Below are 18,118 nucleotides of genomic sequence, written 5' to 3' on the forward strand. Positions count from 1 at the left end.
CAGGGCCGGGTTCTTGTTGTGGAGCGCCGGGCAGGCCTTGCACCTGCATTTCCCCGCAGGAAGCGGGGCGTCTTTCCTTGGACCACCAACGCACGATCCTTCAGCCGGAGTTCCGGCGACCGGATGCAGATCAACTGTACCGCAGTTTTTGTTATCGCCGTCACCGCCCGCCCGTCTCCTCACCGTCCCCCACAGGCACGCGACTTACGACGTTGAGGTACGAAGCACGTGATACGACAGATCAGCCGCCGGTCCCTGTTCAAGGCCGCGGGCGCGGCGGCCGGAGCCGTAGGTGTCGGCGCCGGCCTCGGTACGACCGCTCTCGCGACCCCGGGCTTCGCCGCCGACGGCCCCTTCGCCCACCCGGGGTTGCTGCACACCCGGACCGACCTGGACCGTATGGCGGCCAAGGTGAAGGCGGGCGCCAGGCCCTACGCGGCCGGGTTCGCCAAGCTCACCGCCAACCGGCATGCGCAGAGCGGCTGGCGGGCCAATCCGCAGGCGACGGTGTACCGGGGGGCGGGGTCACCCCAGAACTACGCGGCCCTCTACAACGACATCCACGCCGCCTACCAGAACGCCCTGCGGTACCACGTCAGCGGCGAGGACGCGCATGCCGACACCGCTGTGGCGATCCTGAACGCCTGGTCGGGGAAGCTGACCTCGATCCAGGGCTCGGCCGACCGGTTCCTGGCCTCGGGGCTGTACGGGTATCAGTTCGCCAACGCCGCCGAACTCGTGCGTGACCACGCCGACTTCGAGCTCGGGCGGGCGCGGGAGCTGCTGTCGGACGTCTTCCTTCCGCTCAGCGACGACTTCCTGCGCCATCACAACAACGCCGTCGTCACCAACTACTGGCCCAACTGGGATCTGACGGCCCTCGCCTGTGTGCTCGCGACCGGGATCTTCTGCGATGACCGGGCCGTCGTGGAGCGGGCCGTGGAGTACTTCAAGCACGGGGAGGGGATGGGGTCGGTCCGGCATGCCATTCCCGTGGTGCACGACGACGGGCTCGCGGAGTGGGTCGAGGCCGGGCGCGATCAGGGGCATGCGCTGCTCGGGGTCGGGCTGATGGGCACGGTGTGCGAGATGGCGTGGAACCAGGGCATCGATCTGTACGGATACGACGACAGCCGGTTCCTCAAGGGCGCGGAGTACGTGGCCAAGTGGAGCCTCGGGGGTGATGTGCCGTATACGGCCAACACGCGCAGGAAGGGGGCGATCGGGGGGTGGTCGGGGAGTGAGACGGCTTCCGGTGCGGCGGCTGTGGATCCGGGGATGACCCGTCCGATCTGGGCGATGATCGCCAACCACTACACCAAGCGGCGGGGGTTGTCGGCGTCGTATGTGACGCGGGCCGCGGCCAAGGCTGCGCCTGAGGGTGGGGGTGGGGATTACGGGCCCAACAGTGGGGGGTTCGATCAGCTGGGGTTTGGGACGTTGGCGTTCACCCGGGGGCGGGTTTCGGCTGGGGGTGCGCGGGCGCAAGGGGCGTCGGCTTCGCCCTCTGCCGGTGTGGGGCGGGATCTTGCTGCGACCGGGGTTGAAGGTGGGGTCGGGTGGGTTGCGGCGGCCGGTGTTGCCGCTGTCGGGGGTGGGGTGCTGATGCTGCGGCGACGGGGTGGGGGCAAGTAGGTGCTGGTGTGTTGCCGGGGTGCTGCGGGGTGGGGCTGAGGGCGGGTGGGTGCGCAGCCCGGCGGAACGGGGTGCCTCCCCCACTCTCGGCTTCGCTCGAGCGGGGGGGGACCCCCACCGCCCACCCGTGCCGCCCCCAGCGGCACGCATGCCCGCAGCGGCGGCGGCACGCATGCCCGCAGCTATGTCTCCGCCGTCAGCGGCTTCGCGATGTCCTCCAACGACCGGCGTTCCGCCTTCACCGCCAGGATCGCCGCGGCCAGGCCCGCCAGGCACATCAACGTCGCGCCGATCTGGAAGGCGAGGGCCGTGTCGGCGACCTTGCCCGTGCCGGTGAGGTCGGCGAAGAGGAGCGGGCCGCTGATGCCGCCGGCCGCCGTGCCGATGGCGTAGAAGAAGGCGATGGACATGGCGCGGGTCTCCATCGGGAAGACCTCGGAGACCGTCAGATAGGCGCTGGACGCGCCCGCCGATGCGAAGAACAGGACCGCGCACCAGCACGCCGTCATGGTGGTCGCGCTCAGCGAGCCCTGGTCGAAGAGCCAGGCCGTGCCGAAGAGGAGCAGGCCGGAGAGCAGGTAGGTGCCGGAGATCATGATTCGGCGGCCCACCGTGTCGAAGAGCTTGCCCAGGAGGAGCGGGCCGAAGAAGTTGCCGAGTGCGATGACCGCGAAGTAGTAGCCGGTGTTGCCGCTCGGGACGTCGAAGAACGTCGTCAGGATCGCGCCGAAGCCGAAGGTGATGGCGTTGTAGAGGAAGGCCTGGCCGATGAAGAGGGAGAAGCCGAGGATCGCGCGGCGGCGGTAGTCGGAGAAGACCGTGCGGCCGATCTCCAGGAAGGAGACGCTGCGGCGCTGGTGGATGGTGATCTCGCCCTCGGGGCGCGGCAGCGGCTCGCCCCGTTCCTCCTCGATCTTGCGTTCGATGGAGGAGACGATGCGTTCCGCTTCGTCGTCGCGGCCGTGGATGAGGAGCCAGCGTGGGCTTTCCGGGACGTGTCGGCGGACCAGCAGGATCACCAGGGCCAGGACAGCGCCGAGCGCGAAGGTGAGGCGCCAGCCGACGTTCGCCGCGAAGATGTCGGTGTCGAGCGCGACGATCGACAGCAGGGATCCGCCGACCGCGCCGAGCCAGAAGCTGCCGTTGATCATGAGGTCGGTGCGGCCGCGGTACTCCTTGGGGATCAGCTCGTCGATCGCGGAGTTGATGGCCGCGTACTCGCCGCCGATGCCGAAGCCGGTGAGGAAGCGGAAGAGGAAGAACCACCAGGTGTCGAAGGAGATGGCGGTCAGCGCCGTCGCTCCCAGATACACCGCCAGGGTGATCATGAAGAGTTTCTTGCGCCCCCACTTGTCGGTGAGGCGGCCCCAGAACAGGGCGCCGATGCAGGCTCCGGCCACATACAGGGCGGCCGCCATGCCGGTGACCTGGCCGGAGGTGATGGGCAGGCCGCTGTCGGGCTCCGACAGTCGGCTGGCGATGTTGCCGACGACGGTGACTTCGAGGCCGTCGAGGATCCACACGGTGCCGAGGCCGAGGACGATCGTCCAGTGCCAGCGCGACCACGGGAGGCGGTCGAGGCGGGCGGGGATGTCGGTGGTGATGGTGCGGCCGGTCCCGGCCTGCGCGGTGGTCATGGGCCCCCTCCTCGTCGAGCGGAACCGGGGCCGAGTGCCCTGACCGGCTTCTCTTACGCCTGAAGCATCACGCCCCCAGCGCGTGCGAGATCGTGTAGATCAGCAGGCCCGCCAGCGAGCCCACCACCGTGCCGTTGATCCGGATGAACTGGAGGTCGCGGCCGATGTTCGCCTCGATCTTCCGCGTGGTGTGCTCGGCGTCCCAGCTCGCCACGGTGTCCGTGATCAGGGAGGTGATCTCCTTGCGGTAGGTGGTGACGACGTAGACGGCCGCGCCCTCCACCCACTTGTCGACCTTGTCCTGCACCTTGCGCTCGCCCGCCATCCGGGAGCCCAGCGAGATCAGCGAGGCCCGTACGCGCAGCCGCAGCTCGCTGCGCTCGTCCTCCGCCGCGGCGACGATCATGGACCGTACGGCCGTCCAGGCGCTGGCGATGAGGTCCTGGACCTCGCCGCGGCCCAGCACCTCGCCCTTGAGCCGCTCGACGCGGGCGCGGGTCTCGGTGTCGGACTGGAGGTCGGAGGCGAAGTCGGTGAGGAAGCGGTCGAGGGCGCCGCGCGCGGGGTGGGCGGGCATGTCGCGCATCTCGGTGGCGAAGCGCAGCAGCTCCTTGTAGACGCGCTCGCCGACCTTCTTGTCGACGAACTTCGGCGTCCAGCCGGGGGCGCCGCCCTCCACGGCGTCCATCACCTCGTCGCGGTGCAGCACCAGCCAGTCGTGCGCGCGGCTGACGACGAGGTCGACGACGCGTTTGTGGCCGCCGTCGGCGACGACCTTCTCCAGCATCTTGCCGATGCCGGGCCCGATCTCCTGGGCGTTGGCGCGCCGGGTGATGGCCTCGCCCACGACGGCCTGGACGTCGGAGTCGCGCAGGACCGTCAGGGCGCCCCTGAGGGCGGTGGAGAGCTCCGCCGTGACCCGGTCGGCGTGCTCGGGGACGGCGAGCCATGCGCCGAGGCGGCTGCCGATGCCGACGGCGCGCAGCCGCTGCCGCACGACGTCCTCGGAGAGGAAGTTCTCGCCGACGAACTCACCGAGGGAGACGCCGAGCTGGTCCTTCTTGGTGGGGATGATCGCGGTGTGCGGGATGGGGATGCCGAGGGGGTGACGGAAGAGCGCGGTGACGGCGAACCAGTCGGCGAGCGCGCCGACCATGCCGGCCTCGGAGGCGGCGGCGACATAGCCCGCCCAGGGGCCGGCGCCGGAGTTCTGGGCCCATTTGGCGAGGATGTAGACCACGGCCACGAACAGCAGGAGCCCGGTGGCGGTGAGTTTCATACGGCGTACGCCGCGCTGTTTCTCCTCGTCCGCCGGGCTGAAGCTCGTCATCGCACGGTTCACCGCGGTGCCGGGGCGGGCATGCTGCCCGTCGACACCGACCTTTTCTTCCACTTTCATCCGTTCCATCCGCTCCACCCGCTCGGTGATCCCGCACACATTGTCCCTTCCTGACCGACTACTGGAACGGAACAGGAGTTCCCGGCGTCTGTCGGAAGGGGGTAATGCCAGGGGTCCTGTCAGCTTCCCCCTGCCCATGACGCATCATGGGCACATCAGATCGGAGCCTTGGGCTCCCATCGCCTGAGGAGAACTGCACAGCATGACCCGGGGTCGTGGTTACGCCCTGCTCGCGGCGATCGTCGCAGCAGTTGTGGCCCTTTCCGCCGCCATATATGTCGGAGTGGCGACCGACGACGGCACGCAGACCCGGAACACCCGGGCAGACGGCCGTCTTCCGAACAACTCCGCCGCCCCCGCCTCCACCGGCACCTGGGTCGGCACCTGGTCCACCTCGCCGGCGGGCGCCGAGCCCGGCACCGAGACGACCGGCATGGCGGACCGTTCGGTACGCAACGTCGTCCACACCAGCGTCGGCGGTACGAGTGCCCGCGTGACGCTGTCCAATCTCTACGGCCAGTCGCCGCTGAACATCACACAGGCCTCGATCGCCGTGGCCGCCGCCGCGGGCACGCCCGCGGCGCTCTCGGACACCATGCGGCAGCTGACCTTCAACGGCGGCCCCACGGTCGTCATCCCGCCCGGCCGGCAGGTGATGAGCGACGTCGTGCGCGTCGTCATCCCGCAGGACGCCGACGTCCTGATCACCACGTACACACCGACCAGCTCCGGCCCGGTGACGTACCACCCGCACGCCCGGCAGACCTCCTACGTCGCCCAGGGCGCCCACGCCCAGGACACGACGGGCACGCCGTACACCGAGCAGAGCACCTACTGGCGCTACCTGACGGCGCTGGACGTGCTGAGCAACGAGTCCGACGGCACGGTCGTCGTCCTCGGCGACTCCCTCACCGACGGCATCACCTCCACCGCGGGCGCCAACAACCGGTGGACCGACGTGCTGTCCGAGCGGCTACGCGCGGAGATCGCCGCCGGGCGGGACCTGCCCCGCTACAGCGTCGTCAACCAGGGCATCAGCGGCAACCGGGTCCTCACCGACGGGCTGGGCCGCCCGGCCGACAACCCCAGCGGGCTCAACCGCTTCGGCCGGGACGTGCTGGAGCGGACGAACGCCAAGGTCGTCGTCATCGACCTCGGTGTCAACGACATCCTGCGCAACCGGCGGCTCGCCGACCCGAACGCGATACTGGACGGCCTGCGCACCATGGTGGGCCAGGCCCACGCACGCGGCCTGAAGGTCGTCGGCGCGACCCTGATGCCGTTCTACGGGCACCGCGGCTACACGGACCCGCGGGAGTCGGTCCGGCAGCAGATCAACGCCGAGATCCGGGCGGGCCGGGTCTTCGACGCGGTGGCCGACTTCGACAAGGCGCTGCGCGACCCCTACGACCCGCGCCGACTGCGCGCCGACTTCGACTCGGGCGATCATCTGCACCCCAGCGACAAGGGGTACGCCCGGATGGCCGAGGAGTTCGACCTGGAGAGCCTGAAGGGGTCGGCGCCGGCCGAGCTCTAGGAGGACGACGCCGAGTACTGGCCGACGACGCTCAGTACTCGCCGTTGCTCCGACGCTCCAGCTTCTCTCGCCGCCGCTCCTCCTTGAGCCGCTGCTTCTCCGCCCGCGTCACCTTCCGCTGGACCCCGACGCCGCCCCAGAAGGCGAAACCGGTCACGATCACGCGCGGCGCCCCCGGCTCCCCCGGCACACCCTCCTCGCGGTGGTCGAAACCGCCCATGATCCCGATGCCGCGCACCACGACCTCGACGCCGGGCGGCACGATGACATCCACCCCGCCCATGATCGCGATCGCGTTGATCTCGACCTCGCGGTCCGCGAAGTTCGCCTCGCGCAGGTCGATCTCCCCGCCGCCCCAGAAGGCCAGGCAGGTGAAACGGCGGGGCATCGTCCAGTGCCCCTTGCGCTGGAAGCCGGACATCACGGCGACGGCCCACGACGAGGACCCCTCGCCGCTGACGATCCGCCCGGACCAGCCCGACCCCGTGGCGGGGTCCTTGTTCAGCGACACGGCGGGCACCGCGACGCCCGCGCCGGGCAGGTCCCGGGTGATCGGCACCAGTTCACCGTATGTCCGCGCCTGGTAGGTCGCGTCGAGCCGCTCCTCGAACTCCGCCATGTCGAGACGTCCCTCAGCGAGGGCGTCCCGCAGGATGCCGGCGACCTGTTCACGGTCGGCGTCGGAGGCGCGGAGGTCCGGGGCTGCGTCGTCGGTCATGTACAGCAGCCTACGAGTTACCGGTCCCGGGCACTATGCGGTCGTACGCTCCGGCGGCGGTTTGGGGGTGTCCCCCAACGAGTGCAGCATCTTGGCGATCACCGCCTCGATGTCCGGCTCCCGCACCGACAGGTCGACCAGCGGATAGTCCGCCGCGATCCGCGCCACCAGCGGCGCCGCCGACTCCGCCGCCGGGAACGCCAGCCACTGGCGCGGACCGTCCACCCGGACGACCCGGGCGGGTGCCGGGGCGTCGATCGGGGGCAGTTCCCGCTCGAAGTCCACGACCAGCGTCCGCTCGCTCTCCCCCGCCTCGTGCAGCCCGGTGAGCGGACCGTCGTACATCAGACGCCCGTGGTCGATGACCATCACCCGCTTGCACAACTGCTCGATGTCCTGCAGATCGTGCGTGGTCAGCAGCACCGTCGTGCCGCGCTCGGCGTTCATCTCCCGCAGGAACTCCCGCACCTTGGACTTGGAGACGACGTCAAGTCCGATGGTCGGCTCGTCGAGGTACAGCACCTCCGGGTCGTGCAGCAGCGCCGCCGCGATGTCGCCGCGCATCCGCTGCCCGAGGGAGAGCTGCCGTACCGGCACGTCCAGCAGGTCGCCGAGGCCCAGGAGTTCGACCAGGCGGTCGAGGTTCTCGCGGTAACGGGCGTCCGGGATCCGGTACATACGGTGCATCAGCCGGTAGGAGTCGACCAGCGGCAGGTCCCACCACAGCGTGGTGCGCTGCCCGAACACCACACCGATGCGGTGCGCGAGCCGGGTGCGTTCGCGGGAGGGGTCGATGCCCGCGACCCGCAGCCGGCCGGCGCTGGGGGTGAGGATGCCGGTCAGCATCTTGATCGTGGTCGACTTGCCGGCGCCGTTCGGGCCGATGTAGCCGACCATCTCGCCGCGTTCCACGCGGAAGGAGATCGAGTCGACGGCCCGTACCCGCCGTACTTCCCGCTTCATGAAGCCGGTTTTCTTGCGTACGTCGAAGACCTTCTCGACACCGTCGAGTTCGATGAAGGCGCTGTCCACCTCGGTCACCTCAACTCCCTGTACTCCGGTAGGAACGAAGCCCCGTCCGCCACGCCGCCCCCGCCAGCAAGCAGCAGACCACCGCCACCAGGGGCGAGGCGAACGCCGCCCAGGACGGCAGGCCGACGGGATACGGCCGCCCCAGCACATGCGCGGCCGGGACCCAGTTGACGAAGGCGAGCGGCACCATGAAGGTCACGCCGCGCACCAGGTCCTTGCCGAACACGCTCGGCGGATACTGCAGCAGCGTCGTCCCGCCGTACGTGAACGCGTTCTGCACCTCGGCGGCGTCCTGCGCGAAGATCTGGAAGGCCGCGCCCGCCACGAACACCGCCGAGAAGATCGCCGCGCCGCTGACCACCATCACCGGCACCAGCAGCACCTTCGTCGCAGTCCAGTCGACGTCCACCGAGAACAGCGCCCAGCACAGCACTACGGCGCCCTGGGTGATCCGGCCCAGGCGGCGCAGCGCGAAGCGGTCGGCACCGACCTGGGCGAGCACCGGCGCGGGCCGCACCAGCAGCGTGTCGAACGAGCCGTCACGCATCCGGGCGCCCAGGACGTCCATCGAGCCGAGCAGCAGATCGGCGATCCCGAACGCCGTCACCGACAGCCCGTAAAGAAAGGCCACTTCGGGCAGTGACCAGCCGCCCAGTGAGTCGACCTGCGAGAACATCAGCAGGATCCCCACGAAGTCCAGGCCCGTCATCGTGAGGTTGCCGAACATCGTGACGACGAAGGAGGTGCGGTAGGTCATGCCGGACCGGATCCACATCCCGGCGATCAGCCGATAGGCCCGCAGCCCCTCGGCCAGGGCGTTCCGCTCAGCCACCCTGCACCACCACCCGCCGTGTCGCGGCCGACTGCAGCAGCCGTCCGGCCGCCAGCAGCGCCACCGCCCAGGCCGCCTGGAAGGCGAACGCCCGGAGCGGGTCGGTCTCCCCCATCAGCACATCCGCCGGCATCTGGATCTGCGCCGCCCACGGCAGCACCCGCACGACCTCGCCGAGCGCCCCGGGGAAGGCGTTCAGCGGCAGCACCATGCCCGAGAAGAAGACGCCCGTGACCATCACGACCTGGCTGACGCCCATGCCGTCCATCAGCCAGAACACGCTCAGGGCCGCCAGGTAGCGGATCGCGAAGCTGACCACCGTCGCCAGCAGGAGCGTGACCACGAAGGCCAGCCAGGGGGTGACCGACGTCGGCAGGGCCATGGGGAAGAAGACCGCACCGAACGCGAACGGGATCACACCCCGCCCCAGCATCTGGAACAGCGCCCGCCCCACGTCGCCCGCCAGCCACCACAGCTGCAGATCGGCCGGCCGGTACAGGTCGACGGCGATCTCACCGGTGCGGATGCGCTCCATCAGGTCCTTCTCGGCGCCCCCGCCCTGGATCGCCAGCGTCGCGTAGAGACACTGCCCCAGCCACACATACGTCACGGCCTGCGCCTGGTCGTACCCTCCGAGATGCGGCTTCTCGTCCCACAGCGCCAGATACGTGTAAACGAGGATGACGCCGAAGACCGTATTGGTGAACACCCCGGCCACCGTGGCCGCCCGATAGGTCGCGTACCGCCTGAAGCCGCCCGCCGCGACGGCCGCGTACAACCGTCCCAAGCCCACATCCACAGCCCTCCTCGCCTCCGGACACCGAAGCGCAGGAGCCTAGTGGGCCGGGGATCACGGGGGCCAAGGGTTTTCGCGGGCCGTGGGACGCATGCCGTGGCTTTCCTCCCTGGAACGCCGTGGGGCGCCCCGGGCCGTGCCTGGAGCGCCCCACGCGGAGTTCGGTCAGGCGTCAGGCGTCGGTCTGCGCCCAGCCGCTGCACTTTTCCCAGATGATCCCCGCGGTGGGGTTGTCCGGGTTGCCCTTCCAGTCGCCGATGCACGCCTTGATGGTGATCGGCGTGCCTTCCTTGATGTCGAGGTTCAGCGTGCGGGTCGTGTTCACACCGTCACGGTTCCAGTAGTAGTACGTGTTGCCCTCGCCGCCGATCGAGATGATCCCGATGGTCGAGTGACCGTCCTTGGCCAGGTCGGTGATGGTGAAGACCTCGCCGTACGTCTGGATGTGGGCCTTGCCGCCGGAGTCCGCGTGGGGCGTGACGTTCCAGTCGGCACCGGCCCAGACGGTACGATCCGTTCCGTCCGCGTGGGCCGAGGCGCCCGTGGCCAGGGCGAGCAGCGTGGCGGCGGTGCCGGCCAGGGCGGAGCGTGCGAGCAGTCGCATCTTCGGTCGAGTCCCCCTTCAGGCGAATCTCGCGCAAGCAAGATCGCGATTCGAACAGGCGTGCAGGATAGCTCAATTGACCCTGCGGCCGCCTGTACGTTCGCCCGCACGCCGCCCGCCTCACCACACGGCTCGCGACACGGCCCTCGATCAGGGAACTGATCGCCGGATGGGACAGTCTTCATCACAGGGGCGCAAGAGCGAGCAGAGACGTACGGGAACGACGTACGACGCGAAACAGGAGTCCGTGCACGACATGAGTGACGAGCCTCAGCCGCAGCAGCCGACACCGGGGCGGGCACCGAGAGAGCCGCAGCCGGACGGCGCCCCGGGCACGCCACGGGACCGGGCTGACGACGCCCCGGGCACGGCACGACCCCGGCCGGAGGGCGACCCGGGCACGGCACGGGCCGAGGGGGACGGCAAGCCGGACACGCCACGGGCCGAGGGGGACGACGGCCCGGGCACGCCACCGGCCAGGGCGGAGGGCAAGCCGGTCGCGCCGTCGGCCAAGCCGGACAGCGACCCTGGCACGCCACCGGCCAAGGGAGATCGCGCCCCGGGCACGCCACCGACCAAGACGGATAGCACCCCGGCCACGTCACGGCCCCGGGCCGACGACGACCCGGGCACGGTACAGATCCGGGCCGTCGGCGCCTCCAGCACGCCACGCGCTCAGGCGAACCACGCCCAGGACAAGGCACGCGCCCAGGCGGACGGCGACCCGGCCGCACCTCGCCCTCAAGCCGACAAGGACCCGGCCACGTCACGCCCTCAGGCCGACGACGACCCTGGCACGGTGCAGATCCGGGCCGTCGGTGCCTCGAACACAGCACGGACCCAGGGGGATGGTGCCCCGGCCACGTCAAGCGCCCAGGCGGATGGCGCCCCCGCCGCGCCTCGCCCCCAGGCCGACAACGACCCGGGCACCGTCCGGATCCGGGCCGTCGGCGCCACGGGCGCGCCGCGAGCCCGGACGGCCGGCGCCCCGGGCACTCCACGACCCCAGGCCGGCGACGGCCCCGGCACCGCGCAGATGGGGGCGATCGGCGACCCCGACGAACCGCGGGCCAAGCCCGGTGGGAAACGGAAGCGGACCGGCTGGCGCCGGGTGATCCCGACCTGGCGCATGACCCTCGGCGGCTTCATCATCGTCGTCATGCTGCTGATCGGCGGCTTCTTCCTGGGCTACTCACTGGTCCAGATCCCGCCGGCCAACGCGCTCGCCACCAAGCAGGCCAACGTCTACCTCTACGCGGACGGCTCGGTGATCGCCCGCGACGGCGAGATCAACCGGGAGAACGTCACACTCCCGCAGATCTCCAAGGACGCCCAGCACGCGATCCTGGCCGCCGAGGACCGCGACTTCTACACCGAGTCCGCCGTCGACCCCAAGGCCATGATCCGCGCCGCCTGGAACACCGCCCTCGGCAAGGGCAAGCAGTCCGGCTCCACGATCACCCAGCAGTACGTGAAGAACTACTACCTGCGCCAGGAACAGACCGTCACGCGCAAGGCCAAGGAGTTCTTCATCTCCATCAAGCTGGACCGCGAGGTGAGCAAGGACCACATCCTCGAGGGCTACCTCAACACCAGCTACTTCGGCCGCAACGCCTACGGCATCCAGGCAGCCGCCCAGGCCTACTACGGCATGGACGCCACCGACCTCGACCCGGCCCGCGCCGCCTACCTCGCCGCACTCGTCAACGCGCCCAGCCAGTACGACGTCGTCGCCCACCCCGAGAACCGCAAGGCCGCCGAGTCCCGCTGGAACTACGTCCTGGACGGCATGGTCAAGAAGGGCTGGCTCAGCGAGTCCGAGCGGGCCGGCATGAAGTTCCCCATGCCGAAGGAGTCCACCCTCTCCACCGGCATGTCCGGGCAGCGCGGCTACATCGTCCGGATCGTCAAGGACTACCTCACCCAGAACAACATCATCGACGAGGACAAGCTCGACGCCGGCGGCTACCGCATCACCACCACCCTGCAGAAGAACAAGCAGGACGCCTTCGTGAAGGCCGTCGACGACAAGCTCATGTCCAAGCTGGACAAAAAGAACAACAAGGTCGACACGTACGTACGCGCGGGCGGCGCCGCCGTCGACCCCAAGACCGGCAAGGTCGTCGCGATGTACAACGGCGTCGACTACGTCAAGCAGTACACCCCCAACGCCACCCGCAGGGACTTCCAGGTCGGCTCCACCTTCAAGCCCTTCGTGTTCACCTCGGCCGTCGAGAACGGCTCGCGGACCCAGGACGGCCGCACGATCACCCCGAACACGATCTACGACGGCACCAACAAGCGAACGGTCCAGGGCTGGGCCGGCGACCCGTACGCTCCCGAGAACGAGGACCAGACCTCCTACGGTCCCATCACCGTCACCGAGGCCACCGACAGCTCCGTGAACTCGGTGTACGCGCAGATGGCCGCCGACGTCGGCCCCCAGAAGGTCAAGCAGACCGCGATCGACCTGGGCGTCCCCGAGACCACCCCGGACCTCGCCGACGGCCCCGCCATCGCACTCGGCACGGCCACCGCCAGCGTCCTCGAGATGGCGGAGTCGTACGCCACGCTCGCCAACCACGGCAAGCACGGCACCTACACGATGGTCGACAAGGTCATCAAGGAGGGCACGCCCGTCGAGCTGCCCGAGCGTCGCACCCGGCAGGCCGTGAGCCGCGAGGCCGCCGACACCACCACCTCGATGCTGCAGAGCGTCGTCCAGAACGGCACGGCCTCCGCCGCGCAGGCAGCGGGCCGCCCCGTCGCCGGCAAGACCGGCACCGCCGAGGAGGACACGGCCGCCTGGTTCGCGGGCTACACCCCCGACCTCGCCACCGTCGTCTCCGTCATGGGCCAGGACCCGGTCACCGCCGCCCACAAGTCGCTCTACGGCGCGATGGGCCTGCCCCGCATCAACGGCGGCGGGGCGCCCGCGGAGATCTGGACGCAGTTCACCCAGGACGCCCTCAAGGGCAAGCCGGTCAGGGACTTCGACCTCCGGCTCCAGCCGGGCTCCGACGTCACCGAGGCCCCGAGCCCCGAGACCCCCGTCGACCCGACCACGGGCGGCACGACCGACGGCGCCAGCTCGTCCCCCGACGAGGAGGAGACCGGCACCGAGACGCCCGGCCAGACCCCGAGCGCACCCGAGGGCCAGACCCAGGGCCAGACCGACGGCGGCACCACCGACGGCAGCACGGGAGGCGAATCCCCGACCGGCGGCGGCACCGCGGACGGCGGAACCGGCAACGGAGGCACGACGGAGGGCGGCGGCACGGCCGACGGTGGCACCACGGAAGGCGGCGGCACGGACGACGGCGGCGCCAACGGGGCTCCCACCGGCCCGGGCTGGGGCTTCGCCCCACAGGGCGCGCGCCGGGAATAGCCCGGGTCAGTCAGGTCGGGTCAGTGACCCGAGGTCGCCTTCAGCCCCACCACGGCGACCAGCAGCAGGCACACGAAGAAGATCCGGGCGGCGGTGGCAGGCTCCCCCAGCACGGCCATTCCGACCACCGCCGCCCCGGCCGCGCCGATCCCCACCCACACGCCGTAGGCGGTACCGATGGGCAGGGTCTTGGCGGCCTGGGACAGCAGCAGCATGCTGACGACGATTCCGGCGCCGGTGAGAACACTGGGGAGCGGGCGGGTGAAGCCGTCGGTGTACTTCATCCCGATCGACCACCCGACTTCGAGCAGACCGGCGACGACGAGCAGAACCCAGGCCATGACGGGCACCTCCGGGAGACAGGCTGACGGTCCAGGTGCGTCGTCTTTGCCTTCGTCCCGGTACGGCGCGTCTCGTCGGGTCCCTCCAACGTAGCAAAGACCACGACGAAGGGGCCGGTGACAACGGTCACCGGCCCCTTCGCCTGCGTCTGGGACTACATCGGGGACTACATCTGGGACTACAGGTACAGGCCCGTCGAGTCCTCGGACCCCTCGAACCGGTCCGCGGCCACCGCATGCAGATCACGCTCGCGCATGAGCACGTACGCGATGCCCCGCACCTCGACCTCGGCGCGGTCCTCCGGGTCGAACAGAACCCGGTCGCCCGGCTCCACGGTCCGTACGTTCTGCCCGACCGCCACGACCTCGGCCCAGGCCAGCCGCCGGCCGACCGCCGCCGTGGCGGGAATCAGGATGCCGCCGCCCGAACGCCGCTCGCCCTCGCTGGTGTCCTGCCGCACGAGTACGCGGTCGTGCAGCATCCGGATGGGCAGCTTGTCCGGATGGGTGCTGTGCTCGTTCCTGTTGGCGCTCACGCCCTGAAACCTACCTGTCTTCGCCGTGCACGTCCGCCGTCGGGTCAGCCCTTGCGCCGCCGCGTGCCGAGGGCGAGCAGCCCGACCACACCGACCACCACGAGGGCGACCGGCACGACCCGCTCCAGGCGCGGCGCGCCCTCCTCGTCCACGAACCGGGACCGCACATCGGTGACGGCCCGGTTGACCCCCACGTACGCACGCCCGAGGGTGTGATCGATATTGGACGCGACCCTGGCCTTGGCGTCCCCGACGATCGTCTTCGGGTGCACCCGCACCCCGATCTCGTCGAGGGTCTCGGCCAGGTTCTCGCGGCGGCGCCTGATGTCCGCCTCGATCTGCGCCGGGGTCCTGGTGTCCGCCGTGTCCGCCACCGTGTCGCCTCCGAAGTCGGTATAAAGCCTGTGCCGGACAGTCTGTCAGCTCCACGGCTCATAGCACTGTCCCGACCCCCGGTTACCCTGGCCGGATGAGCGAGCGACTTCAGCCCGGGGACGTGGCCCCCGCCTTCACCCTGTCCGACGCCGACGGCACCGAGGTGTCCCTGGCGGACCACAAGGGCCGCAAGGTCATCGTGTACTTCTACCCGGCTGCCCTCACCCCCGGCTGCACCAAGCAGGCCTGCGACTTCACGGACAACCTGGAGCTGCTGACGGGCGCGGGCTACGACGTCATCGGCATCTCCCCCGACCAGCCCGAGAAGCTGTCCAAGTTCCGCGAGAAGGAGTCCCTGAAGATCACCCTCCTCGCCGACCCGGACAAGCAGGTCCTGGACGCCTACGGCGCCTTCGGCGAGAAGAAGAACTACGGCAAGACCTACATGGGCGTCATCCGCTCCACGATCGTCGTGGACGAGGAGGGCAAGGTCGAACGCGCGCTGTACAACGTCCGCGCGACGGGCCACGTGGCCAAGATCATCAAGGATCTGGGGATCTGATCCGGTCGAGCGGGGCGCGGAACGACCGATGCGGACCGAGATGATCTCGGCCCGCGTCGGAGACCGAGCGGGTCAGGCCGACTCGAGCAAGGTCGTATAAGCCCCTTCGGCAGCCCGGCCCTGCGCCGTACCCGGCGGAGTGTGGGCGAGGAACTCACTGGTTGAACCGCTCTGCACGAGACGTCCGCCCACCAGGACGGACACGTGATCGGCCTCTTCGGCGAGGTCGGTCACGTCGTGCGTGGACAGCAGGATGCGAACCTCGCCCTTGACCGACGCGAGGAGATCGCGGAAGACCCGTCGCTGACGTGGGTCCATGCCGGCCGTGGGTTCGTCCAGGAGGAGCACCCGTGCGTCGTGGACCAGGGCACAGGCGACACCCACGCGCCTCAGCTGGCCGCCCGAGAGCTGACCGGTGCGGGTGTCGGCGTGCTCCGTCATCTCGACGCGGGCCAGCGCTCGCGGAGCGTTGACCCAGGCATCGCCCTTGCTCATCCCCTTCAGCCAGCCGATATAAGCGACGTACTCGCGTGCCGTGAGCGAGGGCAGGGGTGTGATGTTCTGCGGCATCCAGGCCACCGTCCGCCGGTAGTCCTTGCTCTTCGCGTCGAGTCCGTCCCACGTCACGGTTCCCCGCTGGGGCGTGGTGACGGCAGCGGCCAGCTGCAGCATCGTGGACTTTCCGGCCCCGTTCGGTCCGAGCAGGATGGTCAGTCCGTCCGGAAGGCGGTAGGTGAAGTCCTTCAGCACGGCAGCCCGCCGTCGGCCGTAGGCGAAGGTGCAGGAATCGAGAACAAGCGTCATGCGGCTCTCCGTGCGAAGCGGTTCGGTGGAAGGAGGTGGGCACCGACGCCGACGGTGAGCATCAAGAGGGCTCCCGTGGAGGCGTACCAGGTGTCAGGCGGTTCGAGGAGTACGGTCCACGGGTAGGCGTCGCCGGGCGCTCTCATGCCGAAGAGCACGCCGAGTAGCGGCCACAGTGCGGGAACGAGGATTGCGGACCTCCCGAAGAGAGCCCCGCACAGCAGGGTGAGGCCGACGAGGAAGGCCGTGTTGCGGCCCAGTGTCTCGGCCGATGCGGCCCCGGTGATCATGGCGATCAGTTCACCCACGGCGCTTGCGAGTGCCACCACGCCGAGCGCGAGCAGGACGTCGAAGAACCTGACGGGTCGGATTCCGGTGGTCTCGGCGGCGTCCAGCCGGGTGTGCAGACAGTCGAAGAGGACCGAGGTCAGCACGAGCGGGACGAGCGTGGCGGCCTGCACGAGCTCGGAGCCGCCGGCCCAGATGGAGGGCAGGAAGAGGGGGGTGTCCTGAACAGTCGCCGCCAGAAGCGCGAACATCAGGAAACCCAGGGGCAGCCGGGTGTGGGCGCGGCGGGCACGCAGCCACCACATCACGTTGTCGTCCCGTCTTCCTGGCACGCCTCCGCCACGGTCGTCTCGTACCAGTCCATTTGCTGGGCCTCGCTCAACCGCAGGACCTTCGCCACCCCGTCCTGGATGCGGCTGCGTTCCTGAGGGGTGAAATCGGGTTCGGAGCTGAGCCGTCTCAAGTAGGTGTCCGTCTGCCCGACTTTGGAGGACACCCAGTAGTACACGAGGCGGGCGGGGCCGGTGGCCGGAGGGGCGCATTCGAAACGCACCACTTCGCGGGCGACCTGGTAGCGGACGGTGCCCGTCGCCTCGCCGACCCCGAGTGGGACGGTCCAGTCGTCCTTCGTTGACGGCTCGGGATACCGGAGGTTGAGAGAGGTGTCCTTGATGGAGGCCGGCTCGGCGGGCAGACCGGCTCGACGCAGGGATTCCAGCGTCGCCTCCGCTTCCTCGGTGAGAGCGGAGATGTGCTCGGCGCGCGCTTCGGGCAGACAGATGCGGGGGGACTGTCCGGCACAGGCGATCGCTCCATGCCCGGTGCTCCGTGGGCCTATGTAGCTCCAGTCGCTGACCAAGGAGAACGATCCGAACGCGCAGGCGACGACGAGTGCTCCCGCGACGGCTCCGCGCAGCCGGCGGGAAACCGGTGCCCAGAGCAGAGTCATGGCGACGGCGGAGCCGACGGCGAGCAGGAGAGGAGCCGCGAGGGCGGCGGCGGTGGGCAGTTCACCGAACATCATCTTTCCGGCGAAGAGGCCGGTGAGGTGCCGGGGCCACGGTGTCTCCAGTCCCGTGGACCAGCCGACGGCCAGGAAGTCGGTGACCGCGATGACCGGCACTACGGCGATGTGCCGAACGGTGACTCCGACGGCGAATCCGACGATGCCGTGGGCGACGCAGAGCACCAGTGCGAAGGCCAGCAGCGTGAGGCCGGGCACGTCGGGCGCGACCTGCTCTTGGACGAGGGCGCACAGCGTGGGGAGGATGAGGAGCGCCCAGGCCAGTGCGACCACGGGCGACAGGTGCTGGGCGGCGATGGTGTAGCGGGATCGCACCGCCCCCAGCCTCCAGATTCCTGAGGCACCCAGCTTCCGCGCCTCCCATGCGGCGAGGCCCGAGGCAACCGCGAAGGCCACGGGCAGCAGGTTGCGCAGCACCGCGTCGACCACGGTGGCGGAGTAGCCCAGCGGATCGATACGGAGGTCGTCACCGAGATCGGTGGCGTAGTAGGCGAACACGAGAAGCAGGGCGACAGGCGCGACCCGCAGCGCGCTGCTGGACCTGATGAGCGTGAGGGGTTTCACTTCTTGGCTTCCTGGAGCGGTCCGAAAAGGGGGCGTGGTGCCTCGC

17 protein-coding genes and 1 riboswitch are annotated in these 18,118 nt (G+C 69.8%); of the genes, 4 read left to right on the forward strand and 13 right to left on the reverse strand.

The window, feature by feature from the left end; genetic code table 11:
- Window positions 1-228: 228 nt before the first annotated feature.
- A complete protein-coding gene (locus ACWIF2_RS12755) occupies window positions 229-1,635 on the forward strand; it encodes an alginate lyase family protein (RefSeq protein ID WP_454360183.1) in 1,407 nt (468 codons plus the stop codon).
- Window positions 1,636-1,817: 182 nt separating this feature from the next.
- Here ACWIF2_RS12755 and ACWIF2_RS12760 read toward each other — a convergent pair whose 3' ends face one another.
- Window positions 1,818-3,272 carry an MFS transporter gene (locus tag ACWIF2_RS12760; protein WP_454360184.1) on the reverse strand — a complete coding sequence of 485 codons (1,455 nt, stop codon included), beginning with the start codon at window positions 3,270-3,272 and terminating at the stop codon, window positions 1,818-1,820.
- A gap of 67 nt (window positions 3,273-3,339) precedes the next feature.
- Window positions 3,340-4,671, reverse strand: a complete 1,332-nt coding sequence (locus tag ACWIF2_RS12765) for a DUF445 domain-containing protein (protein WP_454360185.1) — start codon at window positions 4,669-4,671, stop codon at window positions 3,340-3,342.
- A 202-nt stretch (window positions 4,672-4,873) separates the two neighbouring features.
- On the opposite strand from ACWIF2_RS12765, the gene ACWIF2_RS12770 reads away from it, so the two are divergent.
- Window positions 4,874-6,208 (forward strand): SGNH/GDSL hydrolase family protein, encoded by a 1,335-nt coding sequence (locus ACWIF2_RS12770; protein WP_454360186.1) that lies wholly within the window; start codon window positions 4,874-4,876, stop codon window positions 6,206-6,208.
- A gap of 31 nt (window positions 6,209-6,239) precedes the next feature.
- Here ACWIF2_RS12770 and ACWIF2_RS12775 read toward each other — a convergent pair whose 3' ends face one another.
- The 5 genes from ACWIF2_RS12775 to ACWIF2_RS12795 form a co-directional block, all read right to left on the reverse strand.
- Window positions 6,240-6,926 carry a DUF1707 SHOCT-like domain-containing protein gene (locus ACWIF2_RS12775; RefSeq protein WP_454360187.1) on the reverse strand — a complete coding sequence of 229 codons (687 nt, stop codon included), beginning with the start codon at window positions 6,924-6,926 and terminating at the stop codon, window positions 6,240-6,242.
- 33 nt (window positions 6,927-6,959) lie between these two features.
- Complete coding sequence (locus ACWIF2_RS12780; protein WP_454360198.1) at window positions 6,960-7,958, reverse strand: ABC transporter ATP-binding protein; 999 nt, start codon at window positions 7,956-7,958, stop codon at window positions 6,960-6,962.
- Window positions 7,959-7,968: 10 nt separating this feature from the next.
- Window positions 7,969-8,790 carry an ABC transporter permease gene (locus tag ACWIF2_RS12785; protein WP_454360188.1) on the reverse strand — a complete coding sequence of 274 codons (822 nt, stop codon included), beginning with the start codon at window positions 8,788-8,790 and terminating at the stop codon, window positions 7,969-7,971.
- Window positions 8,783-9,583 (reverse strand): ABC transporter permease, encoded by an 801-nt coding sequence (locus ACWIF2_RS12790; protein WP_454360199.1) that lies wholly within the window; start codon window positions 9,581-9,583, stop codon window positions 8,783-8,785. The genes ACWIF2_RS12785 and ACWIF2_RS12790 overlap by 8 nt, the downstream gene beginning before the upstream one ends.
- 175 nt (window positions 9,584-9,758) lie before the next feature.
- Complete coding sequence (locus tag ACWIF2_RS12795) at window positions 9,759-10,190, reverse strand: hypothetical protein (RefSeq protein WP_454360189.1); 432 nt, start codon at window positions 10,188-10,190, stop codon at window positions 9,759-9,761.
- 256 nt (window positions 10,191-10,446) lie between these two features.
- Between ACWIF2_RS12795 and ACWIF2_RS12800 the strand changes: the two genes are divergently transcribed.
- A complete protein-coding gene (locus ACWIF2_RS12800; protein WP_454360190.1) occupies window positions 10,447-13,578 on the forward strand; it encodes a transglycosylase domain-containing protein in 3,132 nt (1,043 codons plus the stop codon).
- 20 nt (window positions 13,579-13,598) lie between these two features.
- Here ACWIF2_RS12800 and ACWIF2_RS12805 read toward each other — a convergent pair whose 3' ends face one another.
- The 3 genes from ACWIF2_RS12805 to ACWIF2_RS12815 form a co-directional block, all read right to left on the reverse strand.
- Window positions 13,599-13,919 (reverse strand): DMT family transporter, encoded by a 321-nt coding sequence (locus ACWIF2_RS12805; RefSeq protein WP_184593181.1) that lies wholly within the window; start codon window positions 13,917-13,919, stop codon window positions 13,599-13,601.
- Between the two features lie 34 nt (window positions 13,920-13,953).
- Window positions 13,954-14,023: riboswitch (guanidine-III (ykkC-III) riboswitch) on the reverse strand.
- A gap of 75 nt (window positions 14,024-14,098) precedes the next feature.
- Window positions 14,099-14,455, reverse strand: coding sequence for a GroES family chaperonin (locus ACWIF2_RS12810; protein ID WP_094052261.1), 357 nt, complete (start codon window positions 14,453-14,455; stop codon window positions 14,099-14,101).
- A gap of 44 nt (window positions 14,456-14,499) precedes the next feature.
- Window positions 14,500-14,829, reverse strand: coding sequence for a DUF3618 domain-containing protein (locus tag ACWIF2_RS12815; RefSeq protein ID WP_454360191.1), 330 nt, complete (start codon window positions 14,827-14,829; stop codon window positions 14,500-14,502).
- Between the two features lie 95 nt (window positions 14,830-14,924).
- Here ACWIF2_RS12815 and bcp point away from each other — a divergent pair, with 95 nt between their 5' ends.
- Window positions 14,925-15,392, forward strand: coding sequence for a thioredoxin-dependent thiol peroxidase (gene bcp, locus ACWIF2_RS12820; RefSeq protein ID WP_454360192.1), 468 nt, complete (start codon window positions 14,925-14,927; stop codon window positions 15,390-15,392).
- A 72-nt stretch (window positions 15,393-15,464) separates the two neighbouring features.
- On the opposite strand, the gene ACWIF2_RS12825 is transcribed toward bcp, so the two are convergent.
- Genes ACWIF2_RS12825 through ACWIF2_RS12835 form a run of 3 tightly spaced genes read right to left on the reverse strand, consistent with a single transcriptional unit; the run spans window position 15,465 to window position 18,072 of the window.
- On the reverse strand, window positions 15,465-16,196 hold the full coding sequence (locus ACWIF2_RS12825; RefSeq protein WP_454360193.1) for an ATP-binding cassette domain-containing protein: 732 nt from the start codon (window positions 16,194-16,196) through the stop codon (window positions 15,465-15,467).
- Window positions 16,193-16,816, reverse strand: a complete 624-nt coding sequence (locus ACWIF2_RS12830) for a hypothetical protein (protein ID WP_454360194.1) — start codon at window positions 16,814-16,816, stop codon at window positions 16,193-16,195. Before ACWIF2_RS12830 ends, ACWIF2_RS12825 begins: the two co-directional genes overlap by 4 nt.
- Window positions 16,789-18,072 carry a hypothetical protein gene (locus ACWIF2_RS12835; protein WP_454360195.1) on the reverse strand — a complete coding sequence of 428 codons (1,284 nt, stop codon included), beginning with the start codon at window positions 18,070-18,072 and terminating at the stop codon, window positions 16,789-16,791. Before ACWIF2_RS12835 ends, ACWIF2_RS12830 begins: the two co-directional genes overlap by 28 nt.
- Window positions 18,073-18,118 lie beyond the last annotated feature (46 nt).

Source organism: Streptomyces sp. NPDC055506 (assembly GCF_053643595.1).